The organism is Paenibacillus nanensis (assembly GCF_003583765.1).
GTDB lineage: Bacteria > Bacillota > Bacilli > Paenibacillales > Paenibacillaceae > Pristimantibacillus > Pristimantibacillus nanensis.
Genome location: NZ_QXQA01000004.1, coordinates 38,455 through 62,351 on the forward strand (window position 1 = coordinate 38,455; position 23,897 = coordinate 62,351).

Genomic DNA, 23,897 nt, shown 5'->3' on the forward strand with positions numbered 1-23,897 from the left:
AGGAGGGGTTTGCTATGGTGTTTTCCATTCGCGGCTGGGCGGGCCGCTTATTGTTTTTAGCTTTGTTTGGCGTGCTGTTGTTTATTGCGGGCGGGGGATACCGGTGGCTCGTTGACGTGATATCGCCGGTGCATCCCTATGAGAAGCCGAGCGGCGACGCGCTCAAGGTTTTTATGGAGGATCCTCCCTCGCCGGAAGGCGGCAACGGAGCCGACCGGCTGAGATGGTTTTACTGGTACGGAGAATAGCGATGGAATTGCGATTCAGAGCCCTTCCGAGATCTTCGCGTCGTTAGCAGGATATTTCGCTCCCGATGTTGAATTTGATGGTGACTACCAGGAACAAGAAGCGGTACTCGAAAGGAAGTTAGAATGAAAGCTCACCTGAATCAGTACATATCCTATTTGCAAACGGAGAAGAGGCTGTCCCCGAATTCGCTTTCCTCCTACGAGCGCGATTTGATTCGGTTCATCTGCTTTATGGAGGAGCAGGGGATAACGGAATGGCGGCTCGTTCAACGCAGCCATCTGGCCAAATATATGCACGCGCTGAAGGAGCAAGGCTTCAAATCCGCAACGATTTCCCGGCATGTCGTCTCCGTGCGGGCATTCTTTCATTATTTGGCGGTTCATGGCGTCATTGTGTCTGACCCGACCATCCATATGGAAGCGCCGAAACAGGAGAAGAGACAGCCGATGGTGCTGACCGTAGCGGATACGGCCGCGCTGCTGGATTCGCCGCAAACAGAAAGCGCGACAGGCAAACGCGATAAAGCCATGCTCGAGCTGCTTTACGCCACGGGAATTCGGGTATCCGAGCTGGTCTCTCTGAATATGGAGCATCTTCATTTGAGCTTAGGGTATATTCAATGCGTCGGAAGCGGGATGAAGGAGCGGATCGTGCCGTTCGGCAGCCACGCGAAAGCGGCGATAACCGAGTATCTCGAGGGCGGAAGAGACGATCTGCTCACCGGCCGGGAATCCGCCTCCGCTCTTTTTCTCAACCATTTAGGCACGAGAATGACGAGGCAGGGCTTTTGGAAAATGATGAAAAAATATGCCAAGGAAGCCGGGATTAAGGAGGAGATTACGCCGCATACGCTCAGGCACTCCGTCGCTGCGCATTTGCTGGAAGGCGGGGCGGACGTCAGGACGGTTCAGGAGCTGCTTGGGCATTCGGATATCGCGACGACGCTCAAGTATACGCAGGTATCCCGGAGCAGACTGAAGGACGCGTACGCGACAGCTCATCCAAGAGCATAAATGGCTAGCACCGTGCCATTCCCGGCACGGTCATTTCTATGACACCCGAATGAAAAGGAGTTACCACACATGAAATTTGACAGAATTGCTGTAATCGTGCTGGACAGCGTTGGCATCGGCGAGCTTCCGGACGCGGCGCATTACGGAGACGCCGGCTCGCATACGCTTGGACATATCGCCGGCCGGGTGAAGGATTTAGCTTTGCCGAACATGAGGCGATGGGGGCTGGACCGTATCGCCCCGATCGATGACTGGCAGCCGAGCGGCGGCGCGCCGGCCGCTTATTACGGGAAGATGGCGGAGGTTTCGGTCGGCAAAGACACGATGACCGGCCACTGGGAGCTGATGGGCCTGAAGCTGACTGTGCCTTTCCAGACCTTCCCGGACGGCTTTCCGAAGGAGCTCATTGAAGCGTTCGGGGAGCGGACGGGACGCAAAGTAATCGGCAACAAATCGGCAAGCGGGACGGAAATATTGGACGAGCTAGGCGAGGAGCAGATGAAGACGGGCGCATGGATCGTCTATACATCGGCCGACAGCGTGTTTCAGATTGCCGCTCACGAGGAGATCATCCCGCTTGAGGAGCTGTACAAAGCTTGCGAAATCGCCCGAGAGCTGACGATGGATGACCGCTACTCGGTCGGCCGCGTCATCGCAAGACCGTACGTCGGGGAGCCAGGCGCGTTCAAACGGACGCCGAACAGACACGACTACGCGGTGAAGCCTCCGCAGCCTACTGTGCTGAACGCGCTGCAGGATGGCGGCTACGATACGATTGCGATCGGCAAAATCAACGACATATTCGACGGCGAAGGAATTGGCGAAACGGCGTCCACCAAAAGCAACGCCGACGGCATACAGCGCACGATCGACCGGCTGAAGCAGCCGTTTCGCGGGCTATTGTTCACAAATCTTGTCGACTTCGATTCGTTATACGGCCACCGCAGAGACCCTGAAGGGTACGCTCGGGCTTTAGAGGAGTTTGACCGTGCTATTCCGGAGCTCGAAAAGACGCTTGGCGAAAAGGATTTGCTTGTCGTGACGGCTGATCACGGCAACGACCCGACGCATCCAGGCACGGATCATACGCGCGAATATGTGCCGGTTCTGCTGTACAGCCCAGCATTCAAGCAATGCGGCGAAATTGCCGTACGCAGCACGTATTCGGACCTGGGCGCGACGATTGCCGACAATTTCGGCGTGGCCGCTCCGCCGAACGGAGAGAGCTTTTTGGAGCTGCTTCGGACGGAATAATGACAGACGATGATTAAGGCGAAAGATGCGAAGCAGTGTTGCTTCGCAAAACTTTGAGGAGGAATTCACGATGAATCAACTAACAGCAGCGCATATCAAAGAGGCGGCGGAGTACATACAAGGCAAGGTGACAATAAAACCGGAGATCGGCCTCATCATGGGGTCGGGTCTCGGCGTTTTGGGCGATCATTTGGAGAATGCCGTCGTGATCGCCTATCACGACATTCCGCATTTTCCGATTTCGACAGTGGAGGGGCATGCCGGCGAGCTTCTGATCGGCGAATTGTCGGGCAGGCCGGTTGTGCTGATGCGCGGCCGCTTCCATATGTATGAAGGATACGGCCCTGAGCTGACGGCATTTCCTGTGCGCGTCATGAAAGCGCTGGGCGTGAACTCTTTGCTTGTTACGAACGCGGCTGGCGGCATCAATCTGAACTTTGCATCCGGGAATTTGATGCTGATATCGGACCACTTGAACTTGACAGGGAAAAATCCGCTGATCGGGCCAAACGACAACGAGCTGGGAGCACGGTTCCCGGATATGTCGGAGGCTTACAGCAAGCGTCTCCGCGGCATTGCGCTTCAGGTAGCGGCCGAGCAGGGGATAGCTGTTCAGGAAGGCGTATATGCGGGCTTGCTGGGCCCTTCGTATGAGACGCCGGCGGAAATTCGCATGCTTCGAACGCTGGGCGCGGATGCTGTCGGAATGTCGACCGTTGCCGAGGTCATCGCTGCACGTCATTCCGGGATCGAGGTAGTCGGAATCTCCTGCATCAGCAATATGGCGGCCGGCATTCTGGATCAGCCGCTGTCCCATGCGGAAGTGATGGAAACGACAGAACGTGTCAAGTCCCAGTTTCTGGGTCTTGTGACTGCATTAATCGCCAAAATGTAGCCTTCTTTGTAACAGAATTGTAATAATTGGATCGACTCAATCTGACAGTGTTCGGACCGCCATCGTCGTATAATGTCCATGATCAAAGAATGATGGAGTGGAAAAAGCCGATGGACAAGCAGTTATTGGCGCAGTTGGAAGAGCTGCGCAGCGAAATGGTGGAGACGGCGATCTCGGAGCATAATAATTTGCTTCACCGGGATGTGCTGACGCTTAGCCAGATGCTCGATGAGATGATCGTTCGGGTGCAGTCGGAACGCAGACTTCTCGCACGAACAACTTAGCTTTGAGCGAACACCAGGGGGGGAAGACATGCGGGCAGTAGATCTCATTCAGAAAAAAAGAGACGGCGGCGAATTAACGCCGGAAGAGTTGAAGTTCCTGATTCACGGTTATAGCCGCGGGGAAGTTCCGGATTATCAAATGTCGGCTTTTGCGATGGCTGTATTTTTTAAAGGAATGACGGCATCAGAAACAGCCGCGCTGACGATGTCGATGGCGGAATCGGGCGATCAAGTCGATCTTTCCCCGATTCATGGCGTCAAAGTCGACAAACACAGCACTGGCGGCGTCGGCGATAAAACGACATTAATTATCGGACCGTTGGTCGCCTCGGTCGGTGTGCCTGTCGCCAAGATGTCGGGACGTGGTCTAGGACATACGGGCGGAACGATCGACAAGCTCGAATCGATCCGCGGTTTTCATACGGAACTGACGCGTGACGCGTTCATGAAGCAAGTAAATGATATCGGCTTGTCGGTCATTGGGCAAAGCAGCGATTTGGCGCCGGCCGACAAAAAGCTGTATGCGCTGCGCGACGTGACGGGAACAGTCGAATCGATTCCGCTCATTGCAAGCTCCGTCATGAGCAAAAAAATTGCGGCAGGCGCGGACGCGATTGTCCTCGATGTGAAGACGGGAAGCGGAGCGTTCATGAAAACGGTGCAGGACGCCGAGGCGCTAGCGCAAGCAATGGTGTCGATCGGCACGAATGTCGGCAGAAGGACGGCGGCTGTCATCAGCGATATGGATCAGCCGCTCGGCTACGCGATCGGCAATGCGCTTGAGGTGGCAGAAGCGCTGGATACGCTGCGGGGGCAAGGGCCGGAGGATTTAACGGAGCTGTGCTTAACGCTTGGCGCGCATATGGTGACGCTCGGCGGTAAGGCGCGGACGTTCGACGAGGCGAAGAGCAAGCTGCGCAAACAGCTTGAAAATGGGGAAGCTCTCGCTAAATTCAAGGCGTTTATCGAGGCGCAAGGCGGAGACGGCGGCATTGTGGATCAGCCCGACAAGCTGCCTCAGGCTCCATTCGCGGTAGAGGTTACGGCGGATGCGGAAGGCTATATCAGCGCCATCCAGGCGGAACAGCTTGGACTTGCAGCCATGCTGCTCGGCGCCGGCAGAGCGACGAAGGAAGCGGTTATCGACTATGCGGTTGGATTGACGCTTCGGAAGAAGGTCGGCGACACGGTTCAAGCGGGGGATACGCTGGCCATTCTCCATGTGCGGGACAATAACGATGCTGCGCGGCAAGTCGCGGACCGGGTCCGCGGCGCTTACATCATTCAAACGGAGCGGCCGGAAACAAGACCCCTTCTCCTGTCGGTCGTAACGGCTGACGGAATCGAACGGTTTATTTAACGATCAAGCAATTGCTGGGACGGCGCCGCAAGGCTCCGTCCTTTCTTCATGACCAAAAAGCAAAAGCTTCGGCGATGTCCGGGGCTTTTGCTTTTTGTGTTTGAAGCCCATTTTGAAAACTTATCATCCTTATGTCATACGATCTGGCTATATGGGAATAAATTTGCTCCGGGACGTCAACACTGGAAAGGAAAATAGTACCGTAATGCAAACACATTTCCATCAGGAGGGACAATTTGTTGAAGAGTTCAGTCACATCGCTAATCGCATTGGCATTAACCCTAACGCTGACGCTTCCTACGGTTGCATATGGAGAGGAAAGCCAGGCGCCGGGAAGCAGCGCGCCGGCTGTTGACTTGGCGCCGTCCGCGCGTTCCGCGATCTTGATGGATGCCGAAAGCGGCACCGTCATTTTTGAGAAAAACAGCCATGACAGGCTTCCGCCTGCGAGCATCACGAAAATTATGACGCTGCTTCTTGTCATGGAGGCGCTGGACGAAGGCAAGATCAAGCTGACGGATCAAGTTCAGACGAGCGAAAACGCGGCTTCCATGGGCGGCTCGCAAATTTTCCTGGAGCCGGGCGAAGAGATGTCGGTCGAGGATATGATCAAAGGCATTGCGCTTGCTTCAGGCAATGACGCTTCGGTCGCGATGGCGGAAAAAATAGCCGGAACGGAAGCGCAGTTCGTCGTCATGATGAATGAAAAGGCGAAGGAGCTGGGGATGAACGATACGAACTTCGTCAATCCGAACGGCCTCCCGGTTCAAGGGCACTATTCCTCCGCGCACGATATCGCAATTATGTCCAGAGAGCTGCTCAAGCATAAGGAAGTGACAACGTATACGGGCTTGTATCAGGATTATTTGAGAAAAACGTCGGACAAACCGTTCTGGCTTGTCAATACGAATAAACTGGTCCGCTTCTACAGCGGCGCAGACGGATTGAAGACAGGCTTTACAAGCGAAGCGAAATACTGTCTGTCCGCTACGGCGAAGCGCGACAATTTAAGGGTCATCGCGGTCGTTATGGGCGAACCGACGACCAAACAGCGCAATGCGGAAGTTTCGCAAATGTTCGACTTTGCTTTCGCTCAGTACATGAATTACCCGATTGTCGGCGAAGGAGAACCGATCGGCAAGGTTCGGATCGAAAAAGGGATGGAATCCGAGCTTGAATTGAGCGCGGAACAGCCGTACAGCATTTTGCTGAAAAAGGGAACCTCGACGAAGGATATCCGTTACGAGCTGAAGCTGGAGGACAAGCTGAAAGCGCCGATCCAGCAAGGTCAGCCAATCGGCAAGCTGGCAGTCTATCAAGGCGACCAGCTGATTAAAGAGTTTGATTTGGCGGCGCCGCAAACGATCGATAAAGCCAACTGGTGGCGTCTGCTGAGACGCTCGGTAGGCGGACTGTTCCATTAACGATAGCGGATTCGGCTCTAATTCGCATTAACGCGTCTTTTGTCAGCTTGTAGCGGTATGCTTCTAGTTTTGTCGGCATGCAGGAATCGCCCCCGGGTTCGGAGAATTGCTAGTTCTATCTCGGCAAGAGTAACCATTACCCTGAAGGAGATGAACAGCTAACATGAGTCTGCAAATCGAATTGGAGCATTACCGAAACATGCTGATTGTTCGCCTCCATGGCGAGCTCGATCACCATACGGCGAGTGTCGTCCGCTTCAAGATGGAAGAAGCGCTGATGCGGGATAGCGCCCATCATGTCATCTTGAGCTTGAAGCAGCTTTCATTCATGGACAGCTCAGGAATCGGCGTTATTCTGGGGCGTTACAAGCAGGTGAAAGCGAAGGGCGGCAAAATGGTTGTCTGCGACGTCAATCCCGGCGTACGCCGCCTGTTCGAGCTATCGGGTCTGTTCAAGATCATCGCGGTTCACGACAATGAGCGCAGTGCCATAACGAGTTTGGAGGTGGTGTCATGACTGGACGCAACGAAATGAAGCTGTCGTTCAGCGCGCGTTCCGAGAATGAGGCGTTCGCCCGAATCGCGGTCGCCGCGTTCGTGTCTCAGCTGGATCCGACGCTGGAGGAGCTGAACGATTTGAAAACCGCCGTCTCGGAGGCTGTAACCAATGCGATTATCCACGGCTATGACAATGACGCCTCCAAGCAAGTGACGATTGAAGCCGCGATCGATAAAGACACGGTGTCGATTACGGTTAGCGACGACGGACGGGGCATCGAGGATGTTGAGCTGGCGAGACAGCCGCTCTACACGTCCAAGCCGGAGCTGGAACGTTCAGGGATGGGCTTTACGATTATGGAAAATTTCATGGACCGCTTCGAGGTTGCAAGTTCAGTCGGCGGCGGAACCCGAGTAGAGATGCAGAAAAGAATCGAGTCAAAAAAAGCGCTCTATAACTAGAGCATAGGGGGGCGAGGCCTCATGGATGTCGATATGAAGCAAACAGCCCAGCCATATTTGGACGACGCGGAGGTTAAGCGTCTTATCGCTCTCAGCCAATCGGGAGATACCGTCGCAAGGGACACGCTCGTGAATTGCAACATTCGGCTTGTATGGTCCGTTGTGCAGCGGTTTATCAACCGCGGGTACGAGCCCGAGGATCTGTTCCAGATCGGTTGTATCGGCTTATTGAAATCGGTGGACAAGTTCGACTTGTCGTATGACGTGAAATTCTCGACCTATGCGGTTCCGATGATCATCGGGGAGATTCAACGTTTTCTCCGCGATGACGGAACGCTGAAGGTTAGCCGCTCGCTGAAGGAAACCGCCAATAAAGTCCGGAAGATGAAGGACGAGCTGTCGAAGACGCTCGGCCGGCTGCCGACGATCACTGAGGTGGCGGAGAGGCTCGGTATTACGCCGGAGGATGTCGTGTTCGCGCAGGAGGCGAATAAACCGCCGACTTCCATTCATGAGACGGTATTCGAAAACGACGGCGATCCGATTACGCTGATGGATCAGATCGCCGACGATTCGCAGGAGCGCTGGTTCGATAAGCTGGCGCTTGTCGAAGCGATAGAAGGCTTAAGCGAGCGGGAGAGGCTTATCGTGTACTTGCGTTATTACAGGGATAAGACACAATCCGAAGTCGCAAGCAGGCTGGGCATATCACAGGTGCAGGTATCGCGTTTGGAGAAAAAAATATTGCAGTCGATCAAGGACCAAATCGCTCAATAGCGGTTTGGTCTTTTTTGTATGAGTATCCTTATCCTCCTTGCTCCATAATAAGGAGGAATCGAAGGCGCCAAGTTCATGCAGAAGGGATGATGACAGATGGGCGCATCAAACCATTCGGTCCTCTATCTTCGGCTGAAACGGAGAATTTATATCCGGTCCGGCCATACCGTGACGCTTGGACAAGTGTCAAGGCTGACGACGGAGGATGAGGAGCTGGAGAGTCAGCTTAAGGAGCTGGCGCTTTACAAGCACCGGGAATCGGACGGGAACCGCGTCGTAATCGACCTGCTGCAGATCGTGAAGTCGATTCGGCGCAGCTTCCCGCATGTCAGCGTCGAGGCTTACGGCGATCCGCAGGTGCTCCTAATGGTGGCGGACAAGCCCGTAAAGCCTAGGTATGCTGTGCTTGCGCTCGCATGGCTGCTGCTTTTTTTCGGGGCTGGACTCGCCATTATGAATTTTCACACCGACGTCAGCATGAAGGAAGTCCATATTCGTATTGTCGAGCTGATTACGGGCAAAAAAACCGAGCACCCGCTTTGGTTCCAAATTCCCTATTCGCTGGGGGTCGGACTCGGCATGGTGCTCTTTTTCAACCACTTATTCCGCAAACGGTTTAACGAGGAGCCGAATCCGCTTGAAGTGGAGCTGTTCATGTACCAGGAGAACGTAAACGACTACGTGATCGCGGATGAAATGCGCAAAAAAGCGGATTACGACCAAATCCATGGAGTGAATGCCGATGATTGAGCTGTGCGAAAATCTGTTCGTCGCGATACTGGGCATCGCGGGGGGACTTGCGGTCGGAAGCGGGCTTGTAGCCATCCTGATCGTCTTCGACCTTATTCCGAGATTGGCTCAGCTCGCTAATGCATTCAGGCTTTCGATCTGGTTCGAGACGGCTATTATATTCGGCGCGCTGTACTGGACCTTTGCGGATTTTATGGATTGGAAGCTGCGTTTACCGGCTCCATTGTTCCTCTCCGGAGCGGGCTTGCTCGACGGGATCTTCGTCGGGATGCTGGCGGCGGCGTTAACCGAGGTGATGAACGTGCTGCCGATTTTGGCGAGACGGATGCAGCTTTCTCGTTATATGGTCGGCCTGCTCATGGCGATGGTGCTGGGGAAAACGCTGGGATCCTTGTTCGACTGGCTATTTTTTCAATGGTAAAGCGATGGATTAACACGGAGGTGCTCGCAAATGAGTGATTGGCAAAAGGATAATGAGCAGGGAAGCCGCACGGCAGGTTATGTCCCGCCTTTCGATATGCCGGAAGAGCAGCGGCAAGAGGAGTCTCGCGATTGGGGACATAGCGAGGCTCTAAGAGGCTGGAAGCATGAAGAACCGCAAAAGAAGGAGAAGGAAGAAGTAAAGGTCGCGATTCCGTCCAAGCTTGACCACGTGCTCGAGAAGCTGGAGGAGGTCGGCTACAAAACGAGCTTCGATGTTGTTGTCAGGGAAATGACGTTCGGCGAGAAGCGGACCGCGCTGTTCTGCATGAACGGACTTGTGAAGGACGACTTGCTGACGGAGGTATTGAAACGGCTTACCTATCTTCATCCGGACAATTTAAGCGCCGACGCGCTTCATTCGTTCTTCGAGCACTATGTGCCCGCATCGCAGGTCGACGTGGAGCGCGACTGGAATAAACTGGTCGACGCTGTACTGGCAGGGGGAACGGCCTTATTTATCGACGGAGAGGACAGCGCGCTGAAAATCGACGCCAAAAACTTTCCGGCGAGAGGCTTGGAGGAGCCCGTTCTTGAAAAGGTCGTGCGCGGCGCGCGAGACGGGTTTAACGAGACGTTAATGGTCAACGTCTCGCTCGTCCGCAGGCGGCTTCGCGATCCGAAGCTGCGATACGAGGTCATTCAGGTCGGAGAGCGGACGAAGACGGATGTCTGTATCGCTTATATCGACGATATTGCGGATAAGGAGCTTCTGGAGTCCGTCAAGGATAAAATAAAGGCCATTGAGGTCGACGGACTGCCTTTAGCCGATAAGCAGCTGGAGGAGGCGACGATCAAGCGGGGGTGGAATCCGTTTCCGCTCGTCCGTTATTCCGAAAGACCGGATACCGTTGCGGCCCATCTGCTGGAAGGATCGATCGCTATATTCGTCGACACGTCTCCGAGCGTCATGACGCTGCCGACTACGTTTACCGATTTGATGCAGCATGCGGAGGAATACAGGCAGACGCCGTTCATCGGCACATACCTTCGCTGGGTGAGGTTCGCCGGCATTCTCTCCTCGTTGATTATGCTGCCGCTTTGGCTGCTCATCGTTATGCATCCGGAGTTCAAACCGGCGGTTTTGGACTTTATCGGGCCTAATAAGACAGGAAAAATCCCGCTCTTTGTGCAATTTCTGCTCGTTGAAATCGGGGTGGATTTGCTGCGGATGGCGTCGGTCCATACGCCGACTACGCTTGCAACCGCGATGTCATTGGTAGCGGCGATTTTGATTGGGGATATCGCCGTGCAGACCGGTCTGTTCGTGAACGAGGTCATTCTTTATATGGCGATCGCCGCGATCGGCATGTTCGCGACGCCAAGCTATGAGCTTGGACTCGCCAATCGAATTGTGAGGCTTTTTCTGCTTATTGCGGTCGCGGCATTCGGAGCGCCGGGATTTGTTGTGACGACGGCGCTGGTTGTCATCTTTTTAGCGCGTTCGCGCTCCTTGAACCGCCCGTATCTGTGGCCGATTATTCCGTTTGACGCCCGGGCGTTCTACTCGCTCATCATCCGGAAGCCGCTGCTCTATAACCGGCAAAGACCGAGTATCGTGCGCGCTCAGCAGCAGGATCGGATGCCGAAGAGAAAGTAACGATCGCAAAAATACAAATCAAATGCGAAATTATCCATTTCGGATCGCACCCTCTTGCGTTATACTGATGTTAGATGATGCAAACATTTCAGGAGCGCTCCGACTATACGGAGCGTCGAAAGGCGAGGGGTAGCAATGTATCTGCATGGAACTAGCAAAATAAATGAAAAAGGCCACCTGGAAATCGGCGGCTGCGACGTAACCGACTTGGCGAAGGAGTTCGGCACGCCGTTATATATCGTTGACGAGACGCTCGTCCGTCAGCGCGCGAGAGAATACGTGGAAGCGTTCAAAGCGTCCGGCTTGAAATTCCAAGTCGCGTACGCGAGCAAAGCGTTCAGCGTAATGGCAATGTGCGCGATCGCGGAGCAAGAAGGCCTGTCCCTCGACGTCGTGTCAGACGGCGAGTTGTATACGGCTCTGCAAGCGGGATTCCCGGTGGAGAGAATCCACTTCCACGGCAACAACAAAACGCCTGACGAGATCAATATGGCGCTCGACGCGGGCATCGGATGCTTTGTCGTCGACAACTTCCACGAGCTCGCGCTGCTTAACGCGCTCGCAGGCGACAAGGGCAAGAAGGTGAATATCCTTCTCCGCATTACGCCTGGCGTAGAAGCTCATACGCATGACTACATTTCGACGGGACAGCAGGATTCCAAGTTCGGCTTCGACCTGGGCAACGGCTCGGCTAAGAAGGCGATTCAGGAAGCGATGGATTTGTCGAACCTTAATATTCTCGGCGTGCATTCCCATATCGGATCGCAGATCTTCGAGGTGGAAGGCTTCCGCATGGCGGTTGACAAGGTAGCGGCTTTCGCCGTGTCCATCCGCGAAGAGCTAGGTCTGACATTTAAGGTAATCAACCTTGGCGGCGGCTTCGGCATCCGCTACGTAGAAGGCGACACGCCGCTGCCGATCAGCGATTATGTCGGCGCGATTACAGACGCAATCAAAACCAATTTTGCAAACGCGAATTACCCGCTGCCTGAAATTTGGGTAGAGCCTGGCCGCAGCATGGTCGGCGACGCGGGAACAACGCTGTACACAGTTGGGACAAGCAAGCATATCCCTGGCGTGCGCAAGTATATCGCCGTAGACGGCGGTATGACCGATAACCCGCGTCCGGCGCTTTACCAATCCAAATATGAAGCGATTCTGGCGAACCGTGCGAACGAGAAAGCCGAAGAGACGGTATCCATCGCGGGCAAATGCTGCGAGAGCGGCGACATGCTGATCTGGGATCTGGATCTGCCGAAAGCGGAAAGCGGCGATTTGCTGGCTGTATTCTGCACAGGCGCTTACAACTACGCGATGGCAAGCAACTATAACCGCATTCGCAGACCGGCGGTTGTCTTCGTGAAGGACGGCCAGGCCGACCTCGCGGTGAAGCGCGAATCGCTCGACAATATTGTATGCAACGACGTTATTCCGGCAAGACTGCAGAAATCGCCACTTGCGAAATAAGGGCAGAATTGGTAACGTAGTCTTATTCGGAATAAAGAGAGGTAGATGTCACAATGGCAAAACAAGCAAAAATTAAACTGGCGAACGGCGGCGAGGTTCAACTCGAGCTATTCGATAAAGATGCTCCGAACACGGTCGCTAACTTCGAGAAGCTGGCGAATGAAGGTTTCTATAACGGTTTAAGCTTTCACCGTGTCATTCCTGGTTTCGTCGCGCAAGGCGGCTGCCCAATCGGCAACGGAACGGGTGGTCCAGGCTATACAATCAACTGCGAGATCAATCCGAACAAGCATGAGCGCGGCACGCTTGCAATGGCTCACGCCGGACGGAACACAGGCGGAAGCCAGTTCTATATCTGCTACCAGCCGCAGCCGCATCTGGATGGCGGACATACCGTATTCGGCAAAGTGACGAAAGGCATGGAGTTTGTCGATGCGCTTAAAGGCGGAGACAAAATGGAAAAAGTCGAAGTGTTCGAAGCCTAAGCTTGAGGTAACGAGACCGTAAGGGAAAATCCGTCAAAACCTTTGTTAGGCATTGGTTTTGGCGGATTTTTTGTTAGCCGTCGATTATGCGTCGTAGGTATGTATGATGGAACCGGTAGTTTCGTAGATGCGGCGAAGTCCTTGCAATTTTTTAGACGGAGTGGTAAGATTTCAACATCATATGACGTTTTATTCATGCTTTTAAGTATGAAAGTCACAACATATAGTGTTAACAATTGATGCTTTCCTTCGGGGCAGGGTGAAATTCCCAACCGGCGGTGATCGGGACGCAGCTTATGGGATTCAACTCATGATCTGTGCAATCCGTAAGTCCGTGACCCGGGCTAATGAGCTCATGCGAGCAATAGCTCTTTGCGCGAATTGGAACGGTGGACCTGGTGCGAATCCGGGACCGACAGTATAGTCTGGATGGGAGAAGGAGAAGCTTTGGCAACGCGCCGGCTATTGTCCGATTTATTTGTGCATAATTTCACAACTAGTCGGATGAATTGGCTTGTCACGCGCAAAATGTGTTTACGATCGCTTACGTAGCGGTCTCTTTGGGATCGGCGAATATGGAACAGGCCTGCATTTACGCTTATTTTTCGCAAGCGTGAACGGTGAGGCTTCGATTTCATTTGCGCATCTCATGGTTTAACGCATGGCCTTAGACTCTCAATCTGCACCCCCCGTCGGTAAAGCTTGCCGGTTGGGGGGTTTTTGATTATGCTGGACGTTTTGAATGACGAGTATTACATGTCACTAGCTCTAGAGATGGCAGCGAAAGCGGCCGGACAGACGGGTATAAATCCTGTTGTCGGCTGCGTGGTCGTGAAGGAGGGACGAATCGTCGGGATCGGCACTCATTTGAAGCGGGGAGAAGGACATGCCGAGGTCCATGCGCTGAAGATGGCCGGGGCCGAGGCCGAAGGCGCGACCGTCTATGTCACGCTGGAGCCGTGCAGCCATCATGGGAAGACGCCGCCATGCTGCGAACGGATCATAGAGGCCAAGGCATCCCGCGTCGTTGTAGCCGCCGCGGATCCGAATCCTGTCGTCTCGGGACGAGGGATCGAACGTTTGCGGGAAAACGGGATAGTGGTGGATGTCGGCTTGCTTGCCGACAAAGCCCGGCTCATGAATGAAAAATTCAACAAATATATCACTACGAAGCTGCCGTTCGTTACGTTGAAGACGGCAAGCACGCTTGACGGCAAGATTGCGGCGGAGACAGGGCACAGCAAATGGGTGACCGGCGCTGCCGCCCGCGAGCAGACGCATACGCTGCGCCATCAGCACGACGCGATTATGGTCGGAATCGGCACGGCGCTGGCTGACGACCCGATGCTGACGACGAGAGCCGTTGTTCCGGCAATTCATCCGGTGCGCATCATCGTCGACTCCAAGCTGCGGCTTCCGTTATCCGCGAAGGTTGTGACGGATCGCTCCGCTCCGACGATTGTTTTGACGACGCAAGGCTCGGATGAAGCGAAGAAACGGCAGCTTGAAGAGGCTGGCGTAACGGTCATTCCTTGCGGGGAAGGCGCCGAGGTCGACCTTCGCGCAGCGATGAAGGAGCTGGGCGGCCGCGAGATCGGCTCGATCCTGCTGGAAGGCGGCGGAAAGCTTAACGGGGCAATGCTGGATGCCGGACTAATCGATAAGATGGTTTTATTTTTTGCGCCGAAGCTGATCGGAGGCGATCAAGCGCCTGTAAGCTTCTCCTTCCCCGGCCGCCCCAAAATGTCGGACGCCATTGTGCTGGAGCATGTACAGGTCGAAATGGCGGGGGATGACATATGTGTTACCGGCTATCCTCGCTATGAAGCGCAGCATGACGGATAAACAAAAGGAGTGGGAATCATGTTTACCGGATTAGTAGAAGAGATCGGCCAGATCAAATCGGTTGTCAAGCAAGGAGAAGCGATGGTCATGACGATCGGCGCCGGGATCGTGACGCAGGACGTCAAGCTTGGGGACAGCATATCGGTTAACGGCGTCTGTTTAACGGTTACGTCGTTTGACCGCTCTTCGTTCTCCGTCGACGTCATGCCGGAAACGTTCCGGCGCTCCAGCCTTCACCGGCTGAAGCCGGGGGAGGCGGTTAATCTGGAGCGCGCAATGCAGGCCGGCGCTAGATTCGGCGGTCATATCGTCCAAGGGCATGTTGACGGCACAGGCGCGGTCATCTCGCGCCAATCGGATGCGAACGCGGTCGTATTCCGGATTCGCCTGGACGATCCGGGACAGCTGAAATACATTATCCCGAAAGGCTCCATTACGGTCGACGGCATCAGTCTTACAGTCGTCGACACAAGCGATGACGGCTTTACCGTCTCGATCATTCCGCATACGCTGGCCGAAACCGCGCTTCAGCACAAGCAGGCCGGCGCGGTTGTCAATATCGAAACGGATATTATCGGCAAATATGTCGATCATTTGCTTCGTTTCAGACAACCGGACGCGTCTCAGAGGAGCAGCGGCTCCAAGCTTTCGACCGCCTATTTGGCCGAGCACGGCTTTCTTTAAAAGATAGATAAAAGGAAACAGGGAGGGAAACGAAATGAATAACGAGCAATACGTATTCGATTCGATTGAAGAAGCGGTCCACGATCTAAAGCAAGGCCGTCCTATCATCGTTGTTGACGACGAAGACCGGGAGAACGAAGGGGATTTGATCGCCCTTGCGGAGACGGCGACGCCGGATGTAATCAATTTCATGATAACCGAAGCGAGAGGTCTTGTATGCGCGCCGATTACTCAGGAACGAGCGGAGGAGCTTGACCTGCCGCCGATGGTGGCGCACAATACGGATTATCACGGCACTGCGTTTACGGTATCGGTCGACCATGTATCGACCACAACCGGCATATCCGCGTACGAGCGTTCGCTTACCGTTAAAGCCTTAATCGACCCGGAAGCGAAAGCCTCCGATTTCCGCAGACCGGGCCACATCTTCCCGCTGATCGCCAAGGCTGGCGGCGTATTGCGCCGGGCAGGCCATACGGAAGCGGCAATCGACCTCGCCCACTTGGCCGGCTCAAAGCCTGCGGCGGTTATTTGCGAGATTATAAAAGAAGACGGGACCATGGCAAGATTGCCGGATTTGGCCGAATTTAAAGCGAAGCATGGGCTGAAGCTCATTACCATTCAAGATCTGATTCGCTACCGCAACGCGAAGGAGAAGCTGGTAGAACGGGCGGTAGACGTAAAGATGCCGACCGACTTCGGACAGTTCCGCGCGGTCGCCTATACGAACCAAGTCGACCAGAAAGAGCATGTGGCTCTTGTCAAAGGCGAGATCAAGCCGGATGTGCCGACGCTTGTGCGCGTTCATTCGGAATGCTTGACCGGCGATGTGTTCCACTCTCACCGCTGCGACTGCGGACCGCAGCTTGCGGCGGCGCTGAAGCAAATCGACGAGGCGGGCAGCGGCGTTCTGTTATATATGAGACAAGAAGGCCGGGGCATCGGGCTTATTAACAAATTGAAAGCTTATGAGCTGCAGGAGCAGGGATTCGACACGGTTGAGGCGAATATAAAGCTAGGATTTGCTCCGGATTTGCGGGAATATGGCATAGGCGCTCAAATTTTGAAAGATCTTGGCGTTTCGAAGATGCGCCTGCTTACGAACAACCCCCGTAAAATTAAAGGGCTTGAAGGCTATGGCTTAGAAGTCGTGGAACGGGTTCCGATTCAAATGGAAGCGAATGAAAGCAACCGCAACTATCTCCGCACAAAACAAGCGAAGCTCGGACATATGCTCCGTATCGACGGGATCGAGCAGGGCGCGGCTCCGAAGCAAGATTAATAACTAAAAAACGATAACAAGTAGAAAGGAAGTTTACGAGATGACAAAATTTTATGAGGGACATTTAGTATCCGAAGGTTTAAAATATGGGGTTGTTGTAGGCCGTTTCAACGAGTTTATTTCGAGCAAGCTGCTTGGCGGCGCGCTGGACGCGTTTAAACGTCACGGCGCTGCGGAATCCGATGTTGAGGTTGCGTGGGTGCCGGGGGCGTTCGAAATTCCTCTGATCGCTCAAAAAATGGCGGAAAGCGGCAAATATGACGCGGTGATTACGCTTGGCGCGGTCATTAGAGGCGCAACTCCGCATTTCGATTATGTGTGCAATGAAGCGGCAAAAGGCGTCGCGGCAGTCGGGCTGAAAACGGGCGTGCCTACGATCTTTGGCGTGCTGACCGTTGATTCGATTGAGCAGGCGATCGAGCGCGCGGGAACGAAAGCGGGCAATAAAGGATACGAGGCTGCGGTAACCGCAATCGAAATGGCTAATTTGACGAAGCAGCTTCAAGGGTAACGATGAGCTGAAATGCGGGAGGTCGCGATAAGTGTCTGTGCTTTACAAGCTTGAAGCATTCGAAGGTCCGCTCGACCTGTTGCTTCATCTGATCGATAAGGCTGAAATCGATATACACGAAGTGTCGATCAGCGAAATAACGGTTCAATATATGGAATATTTGGACGCGATGAAAGAGCTGGAGCTCGATGTTACAAGCGAATTTCTCGTAATGGCGGCAACGCTTCTTGCCATTAAGAGCTATCAGCTCTTACCGAAACCTCCCGTCATCGAGGATCATTTCGACGAATGGGAGGATGAAGGCTTTGATCCGCGCGATGAACTGATTCAAAAGCTCGTCGAATACCGCAAGTTTAAGCAGATTGCGGAGCAGCTTCGCGAGAAGGAAATCGAGCGGAGCCTTGTATTCTCCCGAGAGCCTGAGGATTTGACTCCTTATCAGAAGGAAGAGAAGGTTAACCCTGTCGAAGGGTTGCATGTATCGGATCTTATTACCGCATTCCAGAAAGCTCTGAGACGCGCAGCGAGGCGGAACATGATCGCCACGGTCCAGCGGGATGAAATATCGGTTAAGGACCGGATTCGGGACATCGTCGACGTGCTCCGGCAATATGAGACAGTGCGATTCTCTAAGCTGATTCGGGAAAATATGGAACGGCACGAAATCGTCGTCACCTTTCTTGCGATACTGGAGCTCATGAAGATGAAGCATATCAGGTGCTTCCAGCATTCGTTATTTGACGATATCGTCATCCATTGGAGGGGAGAACTCGACGAAGATGGACTATCAGAAATTGAAGTCGATTATTGAGGGACTTCTGTTTATGGCCGGGGATGAAGGGCTTACGAAACGCCAGCTGGGCGATATTTTGCAGCTGGATGCTGACTTTGCGGCTGAGCTGGTCTATGATTTGCAGAGAGACTTGGAGCGCGAGGAACGAGGCGTTCAAATTGCGGAAGTCGCTTCCGCCTACAGAATGACAACGCATCCCGACCATGCTCCTTATTTCGAACGGATGGCCTATACGCCAACGAGGGCGCAGCTTTCCCAAGCGGCGCTTGAGACGCTATCGATCGTTGCCTACCGGCAGCCAATTACGAGGATCGATATTGAGGAGATCCGCGGGGTGAAATGCGATCGGGCGATTCAATCGCTTGTCTCCAAAGATTTGATTGAAGAGGTTGGCCGCGCGGAAGCGATCGGCAGACCGATCCTTTATGGAACGACGAAAGCGTTCCTGGATTATTTCGGATTAGCCTCCATTCGGGATTTGCCGGAGCCGAAGCATGTAGATGTTGAGGATGCGCTGGATGAGCAGACACAGGCGCTGTTCGAGCGTCTGGACGGCAGGCAGATGACGATTGACGAACTGAAAGAATGAGATTTCGCCGCCAGGTCATACTATATTCAACCTAATTAAGGGAACGGAGGAAGCGTAATGCCCGGTTACCCCTACGGTTGGATTATGGCCGGCGGTTTCTTTTTTTTGCTAGTCATCGCGCTTGCTATAGCGTCTCCCGTCGTCATTAAGGGATATGCGAAGCGAGTCGGCGAAAACGATGTTGCGGAGCTAAGGGTTAAGGCGTTGTACGGGCTAATCCGGTTCCGTTACAAGATCCCGATTGTAAAGTGGAAGGGCTTATCGTTAAAAGTGGAAGAGCAGGTGAAAGCGACGAATGCCGGAATCGACACTTGGGAACAATTTGAGAATGAGATCAATAAAGAAAAAGTCGAGCGGGCAATCGATAAATACAAGCAGATCTTGCATTTGACGCGCGATTTGAAGGGCTGGGCAAAAGATACTTTGTCGCGCGTCGAATTGATCCAGTGGAACTGGACAACCTCGCTCGGTACAGGCGATGCCATGTGGACGGCAATGGCGACGGGAGCGGTATGGTCCATTAAAACATCGATACTCGGGCTTATCTCGCAAATGGTTCAGCTAAAAAGCCATCCCGCTATGTCGGTCGAGCCAGATTACAAGCATCCTTCATTTACAACGGAGTGGTCGTGCATAGCTCAAATCCGCTTCGGTTATGCTATCCTTGCCGGACTGCAGTTATTAGCTCGCATGAAGAAATGGAAGGGAGGCATTAAAACATGGCAGAACATCCTATTCAGGGCCTAATGCAAACCGCTATGGAAAACATTAAAGAAATGGTTGATGTGAACACGATCGTCGGCGATCCGGTACAAACGCCTGACGGCAGCGTGATTATGCCGATATCGAAGGTCGGCTTCGGTTTTGTCGCTGGCGGAAGCGATATCCGCATGAATGAAGAAGGTTCCAGCTCCGGCGCATCTACGGATATGCATAATGCTTCTGTCGCATTGCCGTTCGGCGGCGGCAGCGGCGGCGGCGTATCGATTACCCCGATTGCTTTCTTGGTGGTAGGTACGCATGGCGTGAAGATTGTACCGCTCGATAACCAAACCCATCTGATGGAAAGAGTCATTGATTCTGCGCCAAAAGTGTTTGACAAGATCCAATCCATGATGAACAAATCCTCCGGCGGTTCCGACTTTACGGAGACGACGACGACAACGATCATTGACGGTACCGTTGCCAGCGAAACGCAGAAGCAATAGCGTTACCTCTTTCCTAACTGCCCGAGAGGGCAGTTTTTTTTCATTTATTTGCAGGAATCGGCTCGTCTACCTTTCCCCGTACAAGCATATACTAAAGCAAGTGTTTGTTTGTGCATGACGACGCACCAACCGATGACATTACACCGAGAGGAGTCGTGAACCATCATGAAAGTCGTGAAGCTGTACCTGCTGTTGCTGACGTTGACCGCGATGATCGGCTTATGCGCAAGTCCCGCCCTGTCAATCGACGCCGCGCCGGCTAATATTAGCACACATGCGAAGGCATCGGCTTTGATCGACGTTGAATCCGGCCGTCTCTTGTACAGCAGCCACGGCGATGAGCCGATGCGGATCGCCAGTCTGACGAAAATTATGACTGCAATTGTCGCAATCGAACACGGCAGATTAACGGATATGGTTAAGGTATCCAAACGGGCGGTCGGCAAAGAAGGCTCGTCCATCTATCTAAAGCTCGGCGAGAAGATGAGCTTGTCCAACTTGCTGTATGGCCTTATGCTTCGTTCTGGCAACGATGCGGCAACGGCCATCGCCGAACACGTCGGCGGCTCAGAAGAGGGCTTTGTCTACCTCATGAATGAAAAAGCTGCACAAATCGGACTTGCGAATTCGCATTTTATGAATCCGCATGGCCTGGATCAGGAGGGTCACTATTCGACCGCAAATGATTTGGCCAAGCTTACGGCTTACGCGCTGAAAAACGAGGTATTCGCCGAAATTGTGCGCACAAAAGTAAAAAGCGCGCCAAATCCGCATGAGAAATGGGATTACCGCTGGCGCAACAAAAATAAAATGCTGTCCATGTATGACGGCGCCGATGGGGTAAAGACGGGTTATACCAAAAAAGCGCTTCGCTGCCTGGTCAGCTCGGCAACACGCAATGGCCAAAGGCTTGCCGCCGTCACGATCAATGACAGCGACGACTGGGCGGATCATAAGAAGCTTTTGGATTGGGGCTATCAGCATTTCCCTCTCCATACGATCGCAAGAAAAGGCGAGGAAATTGCCGGATATCCATATATTGTCGGACAAAGCTTCCGGTACCCGATGAGATCGGATGAAGAAGGCGGCATTCACAAAAAGCTCGTGTTAATCGACCCGGTTTCTACCGCTTACCGATTAGGGGAACGAGGTAAGCTTGAAATATTCGTGAACGATCAACGTGTGGGGGCGGTGCCAGTCTACGATCAGGGGGACGTACGACTTCAGCAGCCGGACCGCTCCGAGCGAAGCAAGCAGACGCTGGCGGATTTCCGGCGGTCGGCTGAGGAACATACGGTAGCAGGCCGATTTAAAAACTCGATACAAGCGCTTTTTCATTAAATTCCGCAAGTCTTTTTTTATGGGGGAGGAAAAACAATGGTCAATTGGATCTGGTTGTTTTTTATCGTAATCAGCGTCGTTGTTGCGGCGTTTAACGGCAAAATAGACACGGTGACGCAGGCGGCGTTCGAAGGAGCCAAATCCGGCGTCACGGTCAGCTTTGGCTTAATCAGCATTATGGTATTCTGGCTTGGGATGATGCGTATCGCGGAGGACGCGGGATTGCTGGCGAAGCTGGCGAAAGCGCTTCGGCCGATCGTTCGCTGGCTATTCCCCGACATCCCGAAGGATCATCCCGCGCTAGGCTACATCATGAGCAATTTAAGCGCGAATCTTTTTGGACTTGGCAACGCGGCAACGCCGATGGGCATCAAAGCGATGCAGGAGCTTCAGAAGCTGAATCCGGATAAGGACACGGCTACGCCGGCCATGTGTACGCTGCTCGCGTTAAACACCTCCAGCATAACGATTGTTCCGACGACTCTTATCGCGATCCGCATGAATTACGGCTCCGCGAATCCGGCGGAAATTATCGGCACAACGCTGGCAGCCACTTTTGTCGCAACGGCTGCCGCAATCGCCGCCGACCGCTGGTATCGCCGCCGCTCGCAAACTCCGCCTTCATCACCGCAATTACATCACGCAACGAAGCCTATAACCCCAGCAAGCCATACGTCGGGAGGTGGGGAAGTTGTATGAGCTCTTCTCCAAAGTATCCGTATGGATGATTCCAGCCATTATCGTATTTATCCCGCTTTACGCGGCGCTTCGCCGCAAACAGCCGGTGTATGAAACCTTCGTTGAAGGAGCCAAAGACGGGTTCGGCACCGCGATCTCGATTATTCCGCCGCTTGTCGGGATGATGGTGGCGATCAGCATGTTTAGAGCTTCTGGCGCAATGGAAATGATGCTTTCCGCCGTCCGTCCCGCATTCGATTATTTGGGCATACCGAGCGAAGTGCTGCCCCTTGGCATTTTAAGACCATTAACAGGAGCCGGCTCACTTGCGTTTACGGCAGATCTTATTCAAACTTATGGTCCCGATTCCATGATCGGACGAATCGCTTCCACCATTCAAGGAAGCACGGACACGACCTTTTACGTGCTTACCGTTTATTTCGGCGCTGTTGCTGTCAGACGTACTCGTTACGCGCTTAAGGTTGGGCTTTTTTCCGATATTGTCGGCTTCTTTGCGGCGATCTTTATTTGCATGTACATATTCCGTTAAGCGAACTTGTGCTTTGCCTCCTATATCGTTATGATGTAGAGTGAGGTGAAAGCAGTGGAACGTTTACAAAAAATATTGGCCCAAGCGGGGGTCGCTTCCCGGAGGAAATGCGAAGAGCTCATTTTGTCCGGCGCTGTCGAAGTGAACGGCGAGAAGGTTACGACCTTGGGCGTTAAAGCGGATCCGGCGACGGATGTCATTACGGTGAACGGAAAGCCCGTAAAAGGCGAGAAGAAGCTTTACATCATGATGAATAAGGTTAAGGGCGTTATTACAAGCGCCAAAGACCCGCAGGGGCGCAAAATCGTCACAGATTTTTTACCGGGTATCAAAGAGAGGGTTTATCCTGTCGGACGTCTGGATTACGATACGGAAGGTTTGCTGCTGTTGACAAATGACGGCGACTTCGCGAATATGCTGACGCATCCGAGTCATCACGTGCCGAAAACCTACCTCGCTACCGTTAAGGGCATTCCTCACGGCTCCGCCCTGGAACAGCTTCAGAAAGGGATCCAGCTTGAGGACGGTATGACAGCTCCTGCGGAAGTGGAATACCATGACGTGGATACGGAAAAAAATGAGGCGACGATATCGATTACGATCTACGAAGGCCGCAACCGCCAAGTGCGCCGCATGTTCGATGCGATCAACCATAAAGTCATTCGTCTGAAGCGGATCAAGTTCGGCGATTTGGGGCTGCAGCAGCTGGGCAGAGGCAAGTACAGGCATCTAACGCCGCAAGAGGTGAAGGACCTGCTGGCCAGCGCCCGCAAGACACATAAAGTTCATAAAAAGTGAGCGACGGCGGCATTTATTGCCGTCGACTTTTCGTTATAATGAATCTAAAGTAGCTGGACGATAGAACTGGTGGTGAATACATAGATGGGAAAATCGCGCAGAACGGTGCAGATCGTTATTTTGCTGGCCGTATTGGTCATTGGCGGATACGCGATATGGTCCGCTCTATTCGGCGATGACAAGTCCGGCCCATTGGAGGCAGGAAGCGAGCCGCCGGCGTTTACGCTTGCGGATTTGAACGGAGGCACCGTAAGCTTGTCCGATTATAAGGGCAAACCCGTCGTTATCAATTTCTGGGGCTCCTTCTGTGAACCGTGCGTGAAGGAAATGCCGGAATTTGAGCGGCAATATACGAAATGGAAGGATAAGGATTTGGTTATACTGGCTATCAACTTGAGCGAAGACACCCTGACGGTGAACAACTTCGTGAAGCGCTTCGAGTTGACCTATCCGATTCTTCGCGATGTGAACCGCAAGACGGAACGCAGCTACGGGCTGAGACAGTATCCGACAACATTTTTTGTCAAACCGGACGGCACGCTGATGGAGGTCGTTGTCGGCGGAATGCTGGAGAAAGACATCGATGAACGGGTAGAACGATTGCTGCAGCTGTAGGAGGA

General features: G+C 53.5%; 27 protein-coding genes, 1 pseudogene and 1 riboswitch. All 28 genes and pseudogenes read left to right on the top strand.

The window, feature by feature from the left end:
• Positions 1-14 precede the first annotated feature (14 nt).
• The 28 genes and pseudogenes from D3P08_RS08235 (at position 15) to D3P08_RS08370 (ending at position 23,892) form a co-directional block, all read left to right on the top strand.
• On the top strand, positions 15-248 hold the full coding sequence (locus D3P08_RS08235; RefSeq protein WP_119599030.1) for a DUF4227 family protein: 234 nt from the start codon (positions 15-17) through the stop codon (positions 246-248).
• A 123-nt stretch (positions 249-371) separates the two neighbouring features.
• On the top strand, positions 372-1,262 hold the full coding sequence (xerD, locus tag D3P08_RS08240) for a site-specific tyrosine recombinase XerD (protein WP_119599031.1): 891 nt from the start codon (positions 372-374) through the stop codon (positions 1,260-1,262).
• 69 nt (positions 1,263-1,331) lie between these two features.
• A complete protein-coding gene (gene deoB, locus D3P08_RS08245) occupies positions 1,332-2,516 on the top strand; it encodes a phosphopentomutase (protein WP_119599032.1) in 1,185 nt (394 codons plus the stop codon).
• A 70-nt stretch (positions 2,517-2,586) separates the two neighbouring features.
• A complete protein-coding gene (locus tag D3P08_RS08250; RefSeq protein ID WP_119599033.1) occupies positions 2,587-3,411 on the top strand; it encodes a purine-nucleoside phosphorylase in 825 nt (274 codons plus the stop codon).
• Between the two features lie 110 nt (positions 3,412-3,521).
• The gene (locus tag D3P08_RS08255; RefSeq protein WP_119599034.1) at positions 3,522-3,695 is read left to right on the top strand and encodes an aspartyl-phosphate phosphatase Spo0E family protein; all 174 of its coding nucleotides are present in this window, start codon (positions 3,522-3,524) and stop codon (positions 3,693-3,695) included.
• A 28-nt stretch (positions 3,696-3,723) separates the two neighbouring features.
• Entirely contained in the window at positions 3,724-5,055 is a 1,332-nt protein-coding gene (locus D3P08_RS08260) for a pyrimidine-nucleoside phosphorylase (protein WP_119599035.1), read from the top strand.
• A gap of 236 nt (positions 5,056-5,291) precedes the next feature.
• Entirely contained in the window at positions 5,292-6,479 is a 1,188-nt protein-coding gene (locus D3P08_RS08265) for a D-alanyl-D-alanine carboxypeptidase family protein (RefSeq protein ID WP_119599036.1), read from the top strand.
• 163 nt (positions 6,480-6,642) lie between these two features.
• A complete protein-coding gene (spoIIAA, locus tag D3P08_RS08270) occupies positions 6,643-6,996 on the top strand; it encodes an anti-sigma F factor antagonist (protein WP_119599037.1) in 354 nt (117 codons plus the stop codon).
• Positions 6,993-7,439 (top strand): anti-sigma F factor, encoded by a 447-nt coding sequence (gene spoIIAB, locus D3P08_RS08275; RefSeq protein ID WP_119599038.1) that lies wholly within the window; start codon positions 6,993-6,995, stop codon positions 7,437-7,439. The genes spoIIAA and spoIIAB overlap by 4 nt, the downstream gene beginning before the upstream one ends.
• Positions 7,440-7,460: 21 nt before the next feature.
• Complete coding sequence (sigF, locus tag D3P08_RS08280; protein ID WP_119599039.1) at positions 7,461-8,216, top strand: RNA polymerase sporulation sigma factor SigF; 756 nt, start codon at positions 7,461-7,463, stop codon at positions 8,214-8,216.
• Positions 8,217-8,312: 96 nt separating this feature from the next.
• Positions 8,313-8,966, top strand: a complete 654-nt coding sequence (locus tag D3P08_RS08285; protein ID WP_119599040.1) for a stage V sporulation protein AA — start codon at positions 8,313-8,315, stop codon at positions 8,964-8,966.
• Positions 8,959-9,387, top strand: a complete 429-nt coding sequence (locus D3P08_RS08290; RefSeq protein WP_119599041.1) for a stage V sporulation protein AB — start codon at positions 8,959-8,961, stop codon at positions 9,385-9,387. Before D3P08_RS08285 ends, D3P08_RS08290 begins: the two co-directional genes overlap by 8 nt.
• Positions 9,388-9,417: 30 nt before the next feature.
• Positions 9,418-11,046 (top strand): spore germination protein, encoded by a 1,629-nt coding sequence (locus tag D3P08_RS08295; protein WP_119599042.1) that lies wholly within the window; start codon positions 9,418-9,420, stop codon positions 11,044-11,046.
• A 135-nt stretch (positions 11,047-11,181) separates the two neighbouring features.
• Positions 11,182-12,513 carry a diaminopimelate decarboxylase gene (lysA, locus tag D3P08_RS08300; protein ID WP_119599043.1) on the top strand — a complete coding sequence of 444 codons (1,332 nt, stop codon included), beginning with the start codon at positions 11,182-11,184 and terminating at the stop codon, positions 12,511-12,513.
• A gap of 53 nt (positions 12,514-12,566) precedes the next feature.
• Positions 12,567-12,998 carry a peptidylprolyl isomerase gene (locus tag D3P08_RS08305; RefSeq protein WP_119599044.1) on the top strand — a complete coding sequence of 144 codons (432 nt, stop codon included), beginning with the start codon at positions 12,567-12,569 and terminating at the stop codon, positions 12,996-12,998.
• A gap of 241 nt (positions 12,999-13,239) precedes the next feature.
• A riboswitch (FMN riboswitch) is annotated at positions 13,240-13,443 on the top strand.
• 281 nt (positions 13,444-13,724) lie between these two features.
• A pseudogene (gene ribD / locus D3P08_RS08310) lies at positions 13,725-14,877 on the top strand (bifunctional diaminohydroxyphosphoribosylaminopyrimidine deaminase/5-amino-6-(5-phosphoribosylamino)uracil reductase RibD).
• Complete coding sequence (gene ribE / locus D3P08_RS08315) at positions 14,862-15,527, top strand: riboflavin synthase (RefSeq protein WP_119599046.1); 666 nt, start codon at positions 14,862-14,864, stop codon at positions 15,525-15,527. The pseudogene ribD and the gene ribE overlap by 16 nt, the downstream one beginning before the upstream one ends.
• A gap of 34 nt (positions 15,528-15,561) precedes the next feature.
• On the top strand, positions 15,562-16,809 hold the full coding sequence (locus D3P08_RS08320) for a bifunctional 3,4-dihydroxy-2-butanone-4-phosphate synthase/GTP cyclohydrolase II (protein ID WP_119599047.1): 1,248 nt from the start codon (positions 15,562-15,564) through the stop codon (positions 16,807-16,809).
• Between the two features lie 40 nt (positions 16,810-16,849).
• Complete coding sequence (gene ribH, locus D3P08_RS08325; protein WP_119599048.1) at positions 16,850-17,320, top strand: 6,7-dimethyl-8-ribityllumazine synthase; 471 nt, start codon at positions 16,850-16,852, stop codon at positions 17,318-17,320.
• A 31-nt stretch (positions 17,321-17,351) separates the two neighbouring features.
• Entirely contained in the window at positions 17,352-18,131 is a 780-nt protein-coding gene (locus D3P08_RS08330; protein ID WP_119599049.1) for a segregation and condensation protein A, read from the top strand.
• Positions 18,100-18,702, top strand: coding sequence for an SMC-Scp complex subunit ScpB (gene scpB, locus D3P08_RS08335; protein ID WP_119599050.1), 603 nt, complete (start codon positions 18,100-18,102; stop codon positions 18,700-18,702). The genes D3P08_RS08330 and scpB overlap by 32 nt, the downstream gene beginning before the upstream one ends.
• Before the next feature lie 57 nt (positions 18,703-18,759).
• Positions 18,760-19,449, top strand: coding sequence for a DUF2953 domain-containing protein (locus D3P08_RS08340; protein ID WP_119599051.1), 690 nt, complete (start codon positions 18,760-18,762; stop codon positions 19,447-19,449).
• Entirely contained in the window at positions 19,422-19,910 is a 489-nt protein-coding gene (gene ytfJ, locus D3P08_RS08345) for a GerW family sporulation protein (RefSeq protein ID WP_119599052.1), read from the top strand. The genes D3P08_RS08340 and ytfJ overlap by 28 nt, the downstream gene beginning before the upstream one ends.
• Before the next feature lie 165 nt (positions 19,911-20,075).
• Positions 20,076-21,251 carry a D-alanyl-D-alanine carboxypeptidase family protein gene (locus D3P08_RS08350; RefSeq protein WP_119599053.1) on the top strand — a complete coding sequence of 392 codons (1,176 nt, stop codon included), beginning with the start codon at positions 20,076-20,078 and terminating at the stop codon, positions 21,249-21,251.
• A 36-nt stretch (positions 21,252-21,287) separates the two neighbouring features.
• Positions 21,288-21,950 carry a nucleoside recognition domain-containing protein gene (locus D3P08_RS08355; protein WP_119599054.1) on the top strand — a complete coding sequence of 221 codons (663 nt, stop codon included), beginning with the start codon at positions 21,288-21,290 and terminating at the stop codon, positions 21,948-21,950.
• A gap of 25 nt (positions 21,951-21,975) precedes the next feature.
• Positions 21,976-22,479 (top strand): spore maturation protein, encoded by a 504-nt coding sequence (locus D3P08_RS08360; RefSeq protein WP_147381792.1) that lies wholly within the window; start codon positions 21,976-21,978, stop codon positions 22,477-22,479.
• Positions 22,480-22,533: 54 nt separating this feature from the next.
• Positions 22,534-23,277: a pseudouridine synthase gene (locus D3P08_RS08365; RefSeq protein ID WP_119599056.1), complete on the top strand. Its 744-nt coding sequence runs from the start codon at positions 22,534-22,536 to the stop codon at positions 23,275-23,277.
• 84 nt (positions 23,278-23,361) lie between these two features.
• The gene (locus D3P08_RS08370) at positions 23,362-23,892 is read left to right on the top strand and encodes a redoxin domain-containing protein (protein ID WP_119599057.1); all 531 of its coding nucleotides are present in this window, start codon (positions 23,362-23,364) and stop codon (positions 23,890-23,892) included.
• The last annotated feature ends 5 nt before the right edge of the window (positions 23,893-23,897 follow it).